This is a genomic window from Prevotella sp. khp7 (assembly GCF_900109055.1).
GTDB lineage: Bacteria > Bacteroidota > Bacteroidia > Bacteroidales > Bacteroidaceae > Prevotella.
In genome coordinates this window covers 287755-301444 of record NZ_FOIV01000001.1, presented here as the reverse complement: position 1 = coordinate 301444, position 13690 = coordinate 287755, and the positions used below count along the sequence as shown (strand labels likewise).

General features: G+C 47.2%; 10 protein-coding genes and 2 tRNA genes. 5 read left to right on the top strand and 7 right to left on the bottom strand.

Annotated elements, in window-relative coordinates; genetic code table 11:
* Positions 1-6 precede the first annotated feature (6 nt).
* The gene (gene thrA / locus BMX82_RS01245; protein ID WP_091765370.1) at positions 7-2469 is read right to left on the bottom strand and encodes a bifunctional aspartate kinase/homoserine dehydrogenase I; all 2463 of its coding nucleotides are present in this window, start codon (positions 2467-2469) and stop codon (positions 7-9) included.
* Positions 2470-2649: 180 nt separating this feature from the next.
* Here thrA and BMX82_RS01240 point away from each other — a divergent pair, with 180 nt between their 5' ends.
* Complete coding sequence (locus BMX82_RS01240) at positions 2650-4443, top strand: ABC transporter ATP-binding protein (RefSeq protein WP_091765367.1); 1794 nt, start codon at positions 2650-2652, stop codon at positions 4441-4443.
* On the opposite strand, the gene BMX82_RS01235 is transcribed toward BMX82_RS01240, so the two are convergent.
* The 5 genes from BMX82_RS01235 to BMX82_RS01215 form a co-directional block, all read right to left on the bottom strand.
* Positions 4440-6287, bottom strand: a complete 1848-nt coding sequence (locus tag BMX82_RS01235; RefSeq protein ID WP_081911117.1) for a DUF4842 domain-containing protein — start codon at positions 6285-6287, stop codon at positions 4440-4442. The genes BMX82_RS01240 and BMX82_RS01235 overlap by 4 nt on opposite strands.
* Before the next feature lie 365 nt (positions 6288-6652).
* Positions 6653-6724: transfer RNA gene (locus BMX82_RS01230), tRNA-Glu, on the bottom strand.
* A 41-nt stretch (positions 6725-6765) separates the two neighbouring features.
* Positions 6766-6852: transfer RNA gene (locus BMX82_RS01225), tRNA-Ser, on the bottom strand.
* A 109-nt stretch (positions 6853-6961) separates the two neighbouring features.
* Complete coding sequence (locus BMX82_RS01220; protein WP_091765364.1) at positions 6962-7327, bottom strand: hypothetical protein; 366 nt, start codon at positions 7325-7327, stop codon at positions 6962-6964.
* Positions 7324-8784, bottom strand: coding sequence for an aminoacyl-histidine dipeptidase (locus BMX82_RS01215; RefSeq protein ID WP_036912346.1), 1461 nt, complete (start codon positions 8782-8784; stop codon positions 7324-7326). The genes BMX82_RS01220 and BMX82_RS01215 overlap by 4 nt, the downstream gene beginning before the upstream one ends.
* Positions 8785-8851: 67 nt before the next feature.
* On the opposite strand from BMX82_RS01215, the gene BMX82_RS01210 reads away from it, so the two are divergent.
* The 4 genes from BMX82_RS01210 (at position 8852) to BMX82_RS01195 (ending at position 11732) form a co-directional block, all read left to right on the top strand.
* Complete coding sequence (locus tag BMX82_RS01210) at positions 8852-9055, top strand: hypothetical protein (RefSeq protein WP_036912342.1); 204 nt, start codon at positions 8852-8854, stop codon at positions 9053-9055.
* Between the two features lie 45 nt (positions 9056-9100).
* Positions 9101-9712, top strand: a complete 612-nt coding sequence (locus tag BMX82_RS01205; RefSeq protein WP_091765361.1) for an OmpH/Skp family outer membrane protein — start codon at positions 9101-9103, stop codon at positions 9710-9712.
* 74 nt (positions 9713-9786) lie between these two features.
* Complete coding sequence (locus BMX82_RS01200; protein WP_091765358.1) at positions 9787-10410, top strand: xanthine phosphoribosyltransferase; 624 nt, start codon at positions 9787-9789, stop codon at positions 10408-10410.
* An 11-nt stretch (positions 10411-10421) separates the two neighbouring features.
* The gene (locus BMX82_RS01195; protein ID WP_091765355.1) at positions 10422-11732 is read left to right on the top strand and encodes a nucleobase:cation symporter-2 family protein; all 1311 of its coding nucleotides are present in this window, start codon (positions 10422-10424) and stop codon (positions 11730-11732) included.
* Between the two features lie 53 nt (positions 11733-11785).
* Here BMX82_RS01195 and BMX82_RS01190 read toward each other — a convergent pair whose 3' ends face one another.
* On the bottom strand, positions 11786-13684 hold the full coding sequence (locus BMX82_RS01190; RefSeq protein ID WP_091765352.1) for an endo-1,4-beta-xylanase: 1899 nt from the start codon (positions 13682-13684) through the stop codon (positions 11786-11788).
* Between the last annotated feature and the right edge of the window lie 6 nt (positions 13685-13690).

Genomic DNA, 13690 nt, shown 5'->3' with positions numbered 1-13690 from the left:
CGTGCCTTAAATATTCGCAATACTCATGATGTTTGCGAAGACACCTGCTGCAGTTACTGCGGCACCGGCGCCGTAGCCCTGAATAAGCATCGGGTACTCCTTATAGCGCTCCGTGGTGAGCAGCACGATATTGTTCGAGCCCTCCAGTCCATAGAACGGATGTCCATAGGGAACCTCCTTCAGTGCCACGCTGGTCTTGAACGACGATGGGTTCTCCTCATCGGCCTCCATCGTAGCCACAAAGCGCCAGCGCTTGTTCTCTGCCTCGAGCACCTTACGACGTGCCTCGAAGTCGGCATCTAGTTCAGGCAGACGCTTCCAGAAGTCATCGATCGAGCCCTCGAAGTAGCTATCGGGCACGAAGAGATGCTTCTCTACATCGTCCTGCTCTACCTTGTAACCAGCCTCACGGGTCAGGATCACCAGCTTACGGATTACGTCGGTACCGCTCAGGTCGATACGTGGGTCGGGTTCTGAGTAGCGCTGCTCCTTGGCACGGCGAACGGTCTCTGAGAAGGGCACGTCGGCAGCGATCTCGTTGAAGATGAAGTTCAGCGTACCACTCAGGATAGCCTCAATCTTCAGAATCTTATCGCCTGAGTTGCACAGGTCGTTGATGGTGCCGATGATAGGCAGACCAGCACCTACGTTGGTCTCATAGCGGAACCATACGCCGCGGTCACGAGCCGTTTGTTTCAGTTTCATGTAACTGTCATAATCGCTTGAAGCAGCAATCTTGTTAGCAGCTACTACTGAGATATTATGTTCTAAGAATGTCTGATAAAGTTGAGCAATCTGTCGACTGGCTGTACAGTCTACAAACACAGAGTTGAAGATGTTCATCTTGACAATCTCCTCCTTCATGTGCTCAGTGTTGGCAGGGAATCCTGCACGCAGAATTTTCTCGTAGTTGTCGAGGTCGATACCGTCACGATCAAGTACAAAGTTATCAACATCGCTAATTCCAACCACGTTCAACTTAAGGCGTCTCGACTGCATCAGGAACTGCTGTTGGGTGCGAATCTGTTCGAGAAGCATGCCGCCTACGGTTCCGATACCACAGATAAAGATGTTGAGTACCTTGTATTCCGACAAGAAGAATGAGTCGTGCAGCACGTTGAGTGACTTTCGCAAGAATTTTCCGTCAACTACAAACGATATGTTTGTCTCGGATGCACCTTGAGCACAGGCGATGACTGAGATACCAGAGCGGCCTAGTGTACCAAACAGCTTACCTGCGATACCTGGAGTCTGCTTCATGTTCTCGCCCACGATGGCGATAGTTGCTAAGCCACTCTCTACCTGCATGGGGAACATGGCGCCCGTCTCAATCTCCTTGGCAAACTCAGCGTTCAATACCTCTGCTGCAGCCTCTGCATCCTCATCGCGCACACCGATAGAGGTTGAGTTCTCTGATGATGCCTGAGATACCATGAATACTGAGATACCCTTATTGGCGAGCGTGGTAAAGATACGACGATTTACACCAATCACACCCACCATCGACAGGCCTGTCACCGTGATGAGTGAGGTTCCTTTAATGCTAGAGATACCCTTAATGGGCTTGTTGTCGTCCTCAATCTTTGCTTTGATCAGGGTTCCCGGGTGCTCCGGGTTGAAGGTATTCTTTACCTTGATAGGTATATTCTTTACGCAGACAGGATAGATGGTTGGCGGATAGATTACCTTCGCGCCAAAGTTACAAAGCTCCATCGCTTCTACGTATGAAAGTTCATTGATGGTATAGGCACTCTTAATCACCTTGGGGTCGGCTGTCATGAATCCATCTACATCGGTCCAGATCTCCAACACCTCTGCATTGAGCACTGCAGCCAGAATCGAAGCTGTATAGTCAGATCCGCCACGACCCAGATTGGTGGTCTCATGAGTGTCACGATCGCGAGCGATAAAGCCAGGTACTACGTAGATGGCTTTGTCGTTCATATCCTTGAAAGCCTCCTTCACCAGCTGAGTTGTGAGGTCGGCGTCTATCACGTGTTTACCCTGTTTTTTCTCTGTGCGGATAAAGTCGCGTGAGTTCATGCGTACACCGTTCTTCACCATGGCGGCAACGATGTGTGAACTCAGTCGCTCACCATATGAAACGATGGTGTCTTCCGTCTTCTTCGATAGGTCGTGAATCAGGTATACACCATAGAAGATACTCTTCAACTGGTCGAAGAGCTGATCAACGTTATTGAATAAGTCTACGCGCTTTTTGTCATCTGTGATGATGGTGTCTATCATCTGGTGATGACGCTTTACCATCGCGTCGAATTCCTCGCGATAGTGCTCGTCGCCTTGTTTTGCCATCTTTGACGTTGCAATCAGTTTGTCTGTAATGCCGTCAAGTGCACTAACTACTACAATGACAGGTTGCGTCCGAGCCTCTGTCTCCACAATTTTCTTCAAGCTAAGAATGCTTTTTACGGAACCTACGGACGTTCCGCCGAATTTCATTACTTTCATATTTCTATGCAATTTATCTTACCGCCGGTACCCCTTCACAATGGGGGACTTCTCCAACGGCGCTGCAAAAATACTACTTTTTCCCGAAATGCCATAAAAAAAGTGTAAAATCTTTGCCTTTCCGATTCTTTTTCCTAACTTTGCACATAGTTTTTGTATATTTTATCACATTTTGCTCCTATGTCAATCAAACGCCTGTTGGGTAATCTCTTGCCCTTTGTCCTGCCTTATAAATGGCTTATTGCCATCACGCTGGTGCTAACCCTTGTAGGGTCGTTCATGGCTCAAGTCAATGCCGTAGTGCTTGATCGTGCTGTCGACGCCATCAATGCTTTGATACAGCAACCGGAGGGCTTCCAGTGGAGTGCAGCTGTGCGTATACTCACAGTCATAACCATTATATTATTGGGTAAGGAGGTTTTAGGTGCTTTAGTCACTTTCTTCCAACGATATTATGGCGAACGCATGCGTATTCTTGTGAGTCGTGACCTCTCTTTACGGGTCGTGGAACGTATGCTTTCTTTCCGTATGGCTTTTTTTACCAGTGAAGGCAATGAAACAGGAAAACTTCAGTCGCGTATCGATAGGGGTATTATGAGCCTCTCTAATACGGTAAATAATTTCTTCATTGAGATTCTTCCTCTTTTTACCAGCGCAGTACTGGCTTTGGGCCTTATGTTTGCAGCAAATTTTTACGTGGGTCTTGTCGCCCTCTGTATCGTGCCCCTCTATTTCTGGGTCACCTATATCCAGGCGGCTAAAATGAAGGGTGGTCGTCGTGGCATCTTTGGCGGCTTTCAGGCTGTGTCGCAGGGCATCCTGAACATCCTCGAAAGTATCACCGTCATCAAGTCGTTTAATCGTGAACAGATAGAGGCCGACCGCCAGGCCGCCATTCAGCGTGCAATGACCGACTTGCAGCTCTCTACCCGTAAGAAGGCTTATATTTTCAATGGTCTGAAGAGTTTTCTTGAGCAGATAGGCACCGTGCTAATCATTATACTTACGGCCTACCTCGTGCTTATCGACTATCCTGGTATGTCGATAGGTAAGATTATGTATCATGTCATGCTTTTCGCCAATGTCAGTGCGCCCATCCGCCAGCTTCATCGTATCTACGACGATATGAATGATGCCTTGATCTATGCTGAGGGCTTCTTTGGTATCCTTCAAGCTGACCATGAGATTGAGGCTACAGGTACTCATCATCCGCAAGAGGTGCATGGTGACTTTGAACTCAGCCACGTGGACTTTACCTACAGCAACGGCACACAGGCGCTCTTCGATGTGTCCATGCGCATCCCCAGCGGTAAGATTACAGCCCTTGTGGGATTGAGTGGGGCTGGCAAGAGCACCATCGTGAATCTGCTCGACAAATTCTATGAGCCGCAGCAGGGCTCCATCACTCTCGATGGCGTGAGTCTGGGCGAGTGGGATACCGAGTGGCTGCGCGAGAACGTAGGACTTGTGCTCCAGAAGAATCACATCTTCGATGGCTCCATCGAGGAGAATATCCGTTACGGCTGTCCTTCAGCCACGCACGATGATGTTATCCGTGCCGCAAAGCAAGCTTACCTCTACGACCAGGTGGCAGCTCTGCCGCAGGGTTTCGAAACGTCTGCGCTCCAACTTAGTGGTGGTCAGCAGCAGCGTGTGGCCATCGCCCGCATGTTTATCAAGAACCCGCCCATCATCTTCTTAGACGAGCCCACCGCCAGCCTTGATGCTATCGCTACTGAGCAGATAAAAGCCAGTATCGATGCCATCAAACAGGGACGCACGGTTATTATTATCTCACACAATATTGGTCAGATAATCGATGCCGACCAGATATATGTGCTTCAGCAGGGCAGGGTAGTACAAAATGGTACCCCCGACGAGGTGTATCGTCAAGGGGGTACCTATAAAGATATTTTCGATGCTTCAGCTCGCTCATTAAATGTCGACAAGATTGCATCTACTCTTAGCAACTAATATACTTTTCCTGCTACGGGCTTGGTATACCAGTCGGTAAAAGTAATGGTCTTCTCGCCCCAGTTGTTGAATTCCAAGTAGGCATCCTTGATGCACACACGCTCCAATGGATATTTGAAATCGTTTGGTATCATAATACCATGCGGATCCTCACCTTTTTTCGACAATCTTACTTCTATATTTGTGGTCATGTCGTAGATATACGGACAATTGTCGGCCACGAGGAAGCTGAATGTTTTGGGCACGGTCTTTGTCGCGGTAACAGGTGGACATACCTCACTGCCACCTTGTGTGTTAATGAATGTATTGGCGGTCTTTCCAAACAGAGCGTGAACTTCGGCATCGTTGGTAATCACTCCACAATTTATGTTCTTGATGCAAATCTCGTCATAAGCGCCACAGGCTATGATGGAATATTCCACGGTTGTCTCGTTCTTTCTTACGGCTTTTATCACGATATCGTTCATGTCATAGTCGCCAAGAGGTGTATCCTCGAAACAGAATGTGTATTTGTTGTATTCAGGCTCTATGGGGATGAAAGGTATCTCAATACCACCTTCTACTTCAAGTATCACATCGTTAAAGTCTGCATCGGTACCCGATTCGAAGCACATGATCTTCTTGCCGTTAAAAGTAAGCCAAGCCAGACGTGGACCGTCAGTGCCGAGGTGAGAACTACTGAAGTTTGGCCAACTGTTAATCTTATTATTAAGACGTCCGTCGCCATATAGTTCTCCTTGTTTCTTGGGAGCCTCCGATGATGTCTTAGCCCTTACCATGAAACCAATCTTATAGCCAACAGGGAAATAGTATGAACCTTTTGTGCCCAGCGAAGGTGTTCCGTCGCCGAAGTACATCAGAGCGTATGAATAGCGGCGATTAATCACATCATCTTCATGCTCTCCGAAACAATCTTTGAAGGGGATGGCTTTGTATTTTGGCAGACTCTGCAGATATGCAACAGGGTCGGAGGCACTATTCATGTCGTCCTCCTTAAAGTAATAATAGTAGAGGTCAGAATTCCATACCTCATTGCCATATTCTTCGCCTCGGTCGCACTTGTATACGGGCGATACAATGATTGGGTCCTCGCCTGTGGTTATCGGATAGGCGTTCTCGTTGTAGAAGCCGCTACTTTTCACCAATGGCAGGTTGTTATATGAACGGCCGTTTTTGAAATATGAGAATACCATTGCTCTGAATGCGGCAGTGAGTTCGTCAGAATAAGGTGTGGCGTTCATTCGCTGTGCGCTATAGTCGCTCAGTTCATATAGCAACTCATTGGTCCATCCGCGCTGTTTGGCATACGAGTCTTCTATCACTCCGATACTGTATTCGCCCGTAGGCAAGGTAAGTCCTGCTGGCAGGGCGCGGGTTTTGGCTGCATCATTGATATTTGCTTCGCCATTCACCACTTTCTTCAACACGTATTGGCTGTCGGAGATGAAGGCCACGAAGAGACCTTGATTGTCAATGGGCGCATCATAATAGAGTGTTACTGTGGTTTGTCCATTGAGGGTTGCCTCGTTAAGTACTCTCATTGATGTGACGGGTTCGTCTTGAAGACCTGGTTCGCTGACATAAACCAGCAACTGTACTGTTTGGATGGATGCGTTAGCTGTGATTTTAACTTCACCAGAAGTTGTTGTACACCAATCTTGGTTTGGGTCAAACGTTGTGCCAAACACTTTCTGTACATTGGCGCTAATCTCATCATTGGAATCTGGCGTTACTGGCCCAGGAGGTGAGGGTGGATCCACAGGGGTGTCAAACAAATCTTTACTTTTAGAGCAGCCCATAAATAATAACAAGCCGCAAATCGCGATAGGGAACAACTTTTTCATTATTGCGTTGGGTTAGTTTTTAATTGTTTTATAATTTTATTTTGCAAATATACTATTATTTTTAATATTTTGGGCTTTATCTGTGTGATAATTAAGTATATTTAACTGATTGACTGATAGTTACGACGTTATTAATGGTTCTTTCAGATAGCATACGAGATATAGGTGACGTTTACATGGCGGAAAGTCGGAGCTTGCTTCGGGTAGAGTCGGAGTTTACTTCGGGTAAAGTTCTAATATAATAGAGTGATAACAATAACAGGGCGTTATGTTGTAGCTCCTGTTACAAGACTTGTAATGTGGGTCTAATACGACTAAGCTCTATAAAACGAAAAAGCGCTGATCATTCAGCGCTTTAATTTTTGTAGTCGATAGGGGAATCGAACCCCTATGCCAAGATTGAGAATCTTGTATCCTAACCATTAGATGAATCGACCAACATTTCAAAGATGCGCTCGCAGAGAAATCCCCTCGGTTGCGGAAGGAGGGGGATTCGAACCCCCGGTACGGGAACCCGTACGGCAGTTTAGCAAACTGCTGGTTTCAGCCACTCACCCATCCTTCCAAAGGACCTCGGAGTCAGAAACCGTGGGGTTATCTCCTTGATTGCGGGTGCAAAGGTACGACTATTTTTTGAACCCACCAAATATTTAGCCAACTTTTTTCGAAAAAAGTTATTTAAACGCTACAACTTGATTCAGCTCACTATCGAGGTAGAAGGTGTTCTGAAGGGTGTCTCCTTGATGTATGTACTTCATCCTCAGGTAATAAAGGTCTCCAGAGGGAACCTGTGCATAGGAAATCTCTTTTTTGAAGCCTGGAGCACCGCGATGACGCATTAATTGAATTAAAGAGTCGTTTATGTGGCGTGTGGTGCCAATATCAGCAAAGTCGCGGCTGCTGATTTCGGCAGAATTCTCCATGTTTTCTTCGATAAAAGCTTTCACACGTTGCTCTGCCTTGTACTGCTGTCCGCACGAGGCGAACAGCAGCAGGCATGCAGATATACTAATTATAATAGGTACGCGCGAGATTTTCATTTCTGAGGAATGTTTTGAAGTACATCGAGCAGGTGATCCCATACCATCTGGACGGTTGGAATGTGAAGACGTTCATCGGGCGTGTGGACAAAACGGAGGGTGGGACCGAAGCTGACCATGTCGAGATTGGGATAGCGCTCGGAGAACAGACCGCACTCAAGACCGGCATGGATGCCACGGACTACGGGCTTGTGGCCAAAGAGCTTGACGTAGGAGTTGACAACAATCTCCTGAAGTTTTGAGTCGGCCTTCATCTTCCAAGCTGGATAACCATCGCTTGATAATACTTCGGCGCCAGCAAGTTCGAAGGCTGCCTGAATGGTGGCACACATATTGTCGAGGTTTGACATAACGTTAGAGCGTTGTGACGACAGTATGTCGATAGTGGTGTCAGAGCTGTGAACGCTGGCGATGTTGCTTGAAGTCTCGACCATGCCGCCTAGAGCTTCGTCCTGACAGATGGCGTAGATTCCGTTGTCGACAGCCTGAACGGCCCACACGAACTTCTTGGCAACAGCGGAATCTATTACGGATTCGGCATCAGTACTTTCCATTGAGAATTGCATAGTGGTATCAGTAACGTGGAATTCGTCTTCTACGTCAGCAGCAAAGACATTCCAGTCGGCACGTACATTCTCCTTGATATCGTTTGGTACGGCAATCACGAAGTAGCCGTCGCGGGGAATGGCGTTATGGAGCTTGCCTGAATGGAACTGTGCCAGAAGGACACCATCATAGCGATTCATAGTCTGGAAGATGAAACGGGCCAGCAACTTGATGGCGTTGGCACGCTTCTTGTTGATATCGTCGCCAGAGTGGCCGCCTACAAGACCTTTGAGTGAGCCTTTGATGAAGAAACTGCCTGTGGGGGCTTCCTGACGTGTAAAGGTGAACTTGGCTGTAGTGTTGCGACCGCCTGCGCATGATACGAAAATCTCACCCTCGTCCTCTGAGTCGAGATTGATGAGATAGTCGCCCGTCATGAAACCTGCTTTCATACCTTCTGCGCCTGTAAGACCGGTCTCTTCATCACGGGTGAAGACACACTCCAACGGACCATGCTTCACATTATCTGAGGCAAGGATAGCTAGCTCGATGGCACATCCGATACCGTCATCAGCTCCAAGGGTTGTTCCCTCGGCTGTGAGCCATTCGCCATCTACATAAGTGCGGATTGGGTCGTTGTCGAAATCAAACTCTACGTCAACGAGTTTGTCGCATACCATATCCATATGACTCTGGAGGATGACGGTCTGACGATTCTCCATACCGGGAGTGGCAGGTTTACGGATAATGACATTGCCAGTTTCGTCAACCTTGGTGTCGAGACCATGGCGCTCTCCCCAGTTCTTCAGGTAGTCAATCATCTTCTCCTCGCGCTTTGAAGGGCGGGGAATTTTGTTAATCTTCGCAAATTCTTCGAAGACAATAGCGGGTTTTAATTCGTTTTTATTCATTTTTAATGTTTAATCTGTAATGTTTCGTTATTTTATTATTAACTTTGCAGCCGCAAAGATATAAAAAATGATTGAGACTCTGCTCATATCGACGTTAATAATTGCTATCGCGATGGTATTTTTCCTCGTGAGAGTATTGTTGGTGAAACAGGGAGAGTTTAAGTCGCAGCATATTCACGACTCTGAAGCGATGAATGAGCGGGGTATTCACTGCGTGATGGACCAAGACCGCGAACTTAGAACCAAAAGCAAGTTTGCCGTGAAAGAGTAAACATTAACATTGAGACAATAAACGTTAAAACATTAAATATTAGAAATGAAAAAGTACATTTTCTCAGCACTGGCCATTGCAGCTATGATGGCTTCGTGTAACAATGCAAGTCCTAAGATGGACGAACAGCCCGTGGCCGCTTCTGGCGAGGGTATGAAGATTGCTTATGTAGAGGTTGATTCACTGATGACTCAGTATGATTTTGCCAAGGACTACAGTGTAACACTTCAGAAGAAGTCGAACAACGCCCGTACAACCCTGAACTCGAAGGGTACTGCACTGCAGGCTGCAATGAACAACTTCCAGCAGAAATTGAACAATAATGGTTTCCAGAGCCGTGAGCAGGCTGCTAGTGTACAGGCTGCTATTCAGCGCCAGCAGAATGACCTGCAGGAGCTGCAGGCACGACTGGAGAATGAGTTGGCTTCTGAGACTGCTAAGTTTAACGAGGCCCTGCGCGACTCACTTCAGCATTTCCTGAAGGATTATAATGCCGACAAGAAGTTTGACCTGATTCTCTCGAAAGCTGGCGACAATATTCTGCTGGGCGCTCAGAGACTCGATATTACTCAGGACGTGATCAACGGACTGAACAAGAGATACAAGCCTGCTCAAAAAAATGCAGAGGCGGCTAAGAAGACTGAGGATAAAAAGTAAGTTTTCGGTTAACACATGTAGAGAGGCGCTCCGTCCTGGAACGCCTCTCGTTTCTAAAAATCCCCTTTTGAACAATGAATTTCCTAGAAGAGAAAATACTTTGTGACGGTGTTATCAAACAAGGTAATATCCTGAAGATAGATAACTTCCTAAACCATCAGATTGACATTGACATCATGCGACAGATGGCCTACGAACTGAAGCGCAGGTTCAGAGGCGTTGAGGTCAATAAAGTTCTTACGATAGAGGCCAGTGGTATAGCCATTGCCACGATGCTGGGCGATCTGTATGATGTGCCTGTGGTGTTTGCTAAGAAAAGTGAGACGGCTAACAGTACCGATGACAAGTATGTGTCGAACGCCTATTCGTTTACCCATAAGAAGATGAATCAGGTGTTTGTATCCCGCCCATATCTGCACGCTACCGACAAAGTGTTGATTGTTGATGATTTTCTGGCCGATGGACAGGCTGTGCACGCGTTGATAGATTTAGTGCATCAGGCCGGCGGTGAGGTGATGGGTATAGGCATTGCCGTGGAGAAAGGTCAACAAATGGGGGGTAGCACCCTGCGTGATGAGGGCTATCATCTGGAGTCGATAGCTATTATAGAGGAAATGGACTGGGAGACGCAGACCATACGCTTCAGAGAACAACCCTTACGCGAGATAGAACAGACACAATTGAAACTTAAACAATAATATTAAAACTAATGACTGACAAAGCTAATCTTTATCAACTTGACGGGCGTGTGCCCGTACTGACAGCCATACCTTTTGGCTTGCAGCATGTGTTGGCAATGTTTGTAAGTAACATTACGCCTATTATTATTCTGGCCAACGTGGTTGGCATCGACTCGACAATCAGTGCGGCGCTGATACAGAACTGTATGGTGATTGCGGGCATCGGTACTTTGATTCAACTTTATCCCGTATGGCGTATAGGATCGCGGCTGCCTATCGTGATGGGTATTAGTTTCACTTTTCTCTCTGTAGCCATCTTCGTGGGTTCTACCTTTGGCATGGGTACATTGATTGGTGCTGTGATTATCGGTGGTATCATCGAAGGACTGTTGGGACTCTTTGCCCGTTATTGGATTGGCATCATCTCGCCTGTTGTTGCTGCAACAGTGGTGACTGCCATCGGTTTTTCTTTACTGCCTATTGGTGCAAACTCGTTTGCAGGAGGCCAGGGGGCTGCTGACTTCGGTGCAACCCATAACTGGATTGTAGGTTCTTTTACCTTGCTTGTATGTCTGGCATTTCAAGTATTTGCGAAGGGATTCCTGCGCTCACTTTCAGTGCTGATAGGTTTGATTGCAGGCTACATCCTTTCTGTTTGCATGGGAATGGTGAATTTTGCCGCTTTACAGGATGTTGGTGTTGTCGCATTGCCTGCAATATTGCCGTTTAAACCTGAATTCAATCTGGGTGCGGTGCTCTCGGTGTTGGCCATATTTCTTGTGTCGGCTACAGAGACGATTGGTGATACGAGTGCGCTCTGCGAAGGTGCACTGCATCGTGCACCAAAGGATAAGGAGTTGGGGGCAAGTATCTCGTGCGATGGCTTTGTAAGTAGTGTCGCCGGATGTTTTGGTTGTACACCTATTACATCGTTCAGTCAGAATGTTGGTTTGGCCGCAATGTCGGGTGTGGTAAACCGTTTCGCCATCGCCATGGGTGCGTGTATTATGATTCTTGGTGGTATTTTCCCTGCTGTGGGTACAATATTAACTACTATCCCTCAGGCAGTGCTGGGTGGTTGTACTATCATGATGTTTGGCTCGATCATGTTTGCCGGTATCCGTATGATGGCAAAATGTGGTTTCTCTGATCGTAATATGATTATTGTTGCTCTGTCGCTGAGCGTAGGATTAGGCTTTACACAGGTGAAGGATATCTTTGCAATTTTCCCACAGATGATTCAGACAGTGTTTGCTGAGAACTGCGTGGCCGTGGTATTCTTGCTGGCTGTGGTGCTTAACCTGGTGCTTCCGAAAGAAAAGAAGACAGCAGAGGTATAAACCTTGTTCGGATATATAAAAAAGGAGCATCCAAATGGGTGCTCCTTTTGATATTATTTAACTACCTTTTTCCCGTTAACGATGTAGAGACCGGAAGGTAGATCGCTGAGTGATTTCTCTGACATTCGTACACCATTGATTTTGTAGATGCCCTTCGAGGTGTCGATAGTTTTGTCGGCATTGATACCGTTGATAGCAGTTGGCTCTCCTCCAGCAAGTCCGCGTACGAATCCGGCATAGACATGCTTGCGGTAGAAATCGAGATCCCAGATACCAACAGGCTCGCTAGCGCGCCAGCCGCTGTTGGCGGGTGCATCGGTAGGACACCACTGACAGATACCCCACTGCTGGGCGGGCGGGATAATACGGAAATACTCCTTGACAATCCACTCATAGAACTCAGCCATTTTCTTATGCTGTGCCTCGGTAATCGTATTTGTGTAGACTTTATTCTCGTTAGGGTAAGTACCACTTATAACATAGCCCATATCCATCTCGCTGACGCGGACCAGCTTGCCCGAATTAGCCAATAGCTCGAACATCTTGGTGATGTGCTGTTTTCTGCTATTTAGTATACCACTATCTTCGTGGTAGGAAATGTGCATCTGAGTACCGATACCGTCGATCTTGGTCACACCATCTGCCTCCCATTTCTTGATCCAGTTGATGAGCGACTTCAACTTTTTATTGTCGTCCCAGTCTGACTCGAGGTTATAGTCGTTGATGAAGAGCTTGATGTCCTCGGGACCATACTTGCGGGCCAGTCGGCAAGCCTGACGAATGTAGTCGAGGTCGCCCAGATAGTCTTGCCAGAAGAAAGCGTCGCCGCCTACATCCCATGTGGCATCGGGATTACCATTGGGGCTGTAAGCAGTAGAGTGCTGCAACAGGTAGTTACCTTCGCCATCGTCGCCGCCGCCAGAGACGGCCTCGTTGACGAGATCCCAAGCCTTCACCTTTCCATTGCAGGCTTCCATCATACCTTTGATCCATTGATCCATTGCACCTACGAGTGCATCGTACATCTCTTGCTTGGTCTGAGGAATCATCTTACCCTGATTACCTTCGAACTTGATGTTCTTGATATAAACGTCACCGGTGAAGTCGACGGTGTTAACCTGCAAAAGCAAGAAGTTTCCGTCGATGGTGGGCTTTACGTCAATAGCGATATCCTGCCAATCGGTTGTGAAATCGTAGCTGATATTAAATCCTGTGGCGGGATCGCTGTCGTTGTTGGTGTTCCAGTCGCCTAAGTGACCAGTCATCTTTCCTGCCTTTGAACCTTTAACGGTGATGGTCATCTTGTAGGTCTTACCAGCAGTGAGGGGAATATCGGTCATAGCTTGGAACTGAACATCCCACGCGTTGGTGTTCTGTTTAGTGCACTTCACGATTAGACCGTTAGTGGAGTCGAAGTTGGTAGAGAAACCAAAATCTGTCTTATCCGATGTCCAGCCGACACTCTGGTTTTTAGTAAAGTCCTTGCTGGCTACAACGGTATAAGTCTCTTCGGATGTTGGGTCCGGCTTGTCGCCAATCAACTTGAGTAACCAAGCTTTGGGCTGCTGTGAATGCCAAGCGAGGGTGTGACCATAGACGCTGAGTCCCGCCTCGGTGGCAGCCTGGACATATTTCTTCACGGTTTCGAAATTCATGTTGCCATTGCCATCCACACAACTGGCCATTTTCATGGCGTTACCAGCAACAGTCTCGCTGAAGTTCTTATTGATTAGGTTTTTAAACGTGGAGTTGTTAAGATAGTCGTTGACGGTTGTGCCTGCTCCGAGTTTGAAATTGGGGTATTTTGAATAGTCGATGTAATCTTTAAGTGCCTGGTACTGATCCAAGTAACGATAATTGTCGTCGCCGGGTTTTCCTGTCTCAAATTTCTCTTGTGCCATAGTCGAAGCCGAAAGGCTGGCTACAAGCATACACATTAATAGTTTCTTCATTGTAAT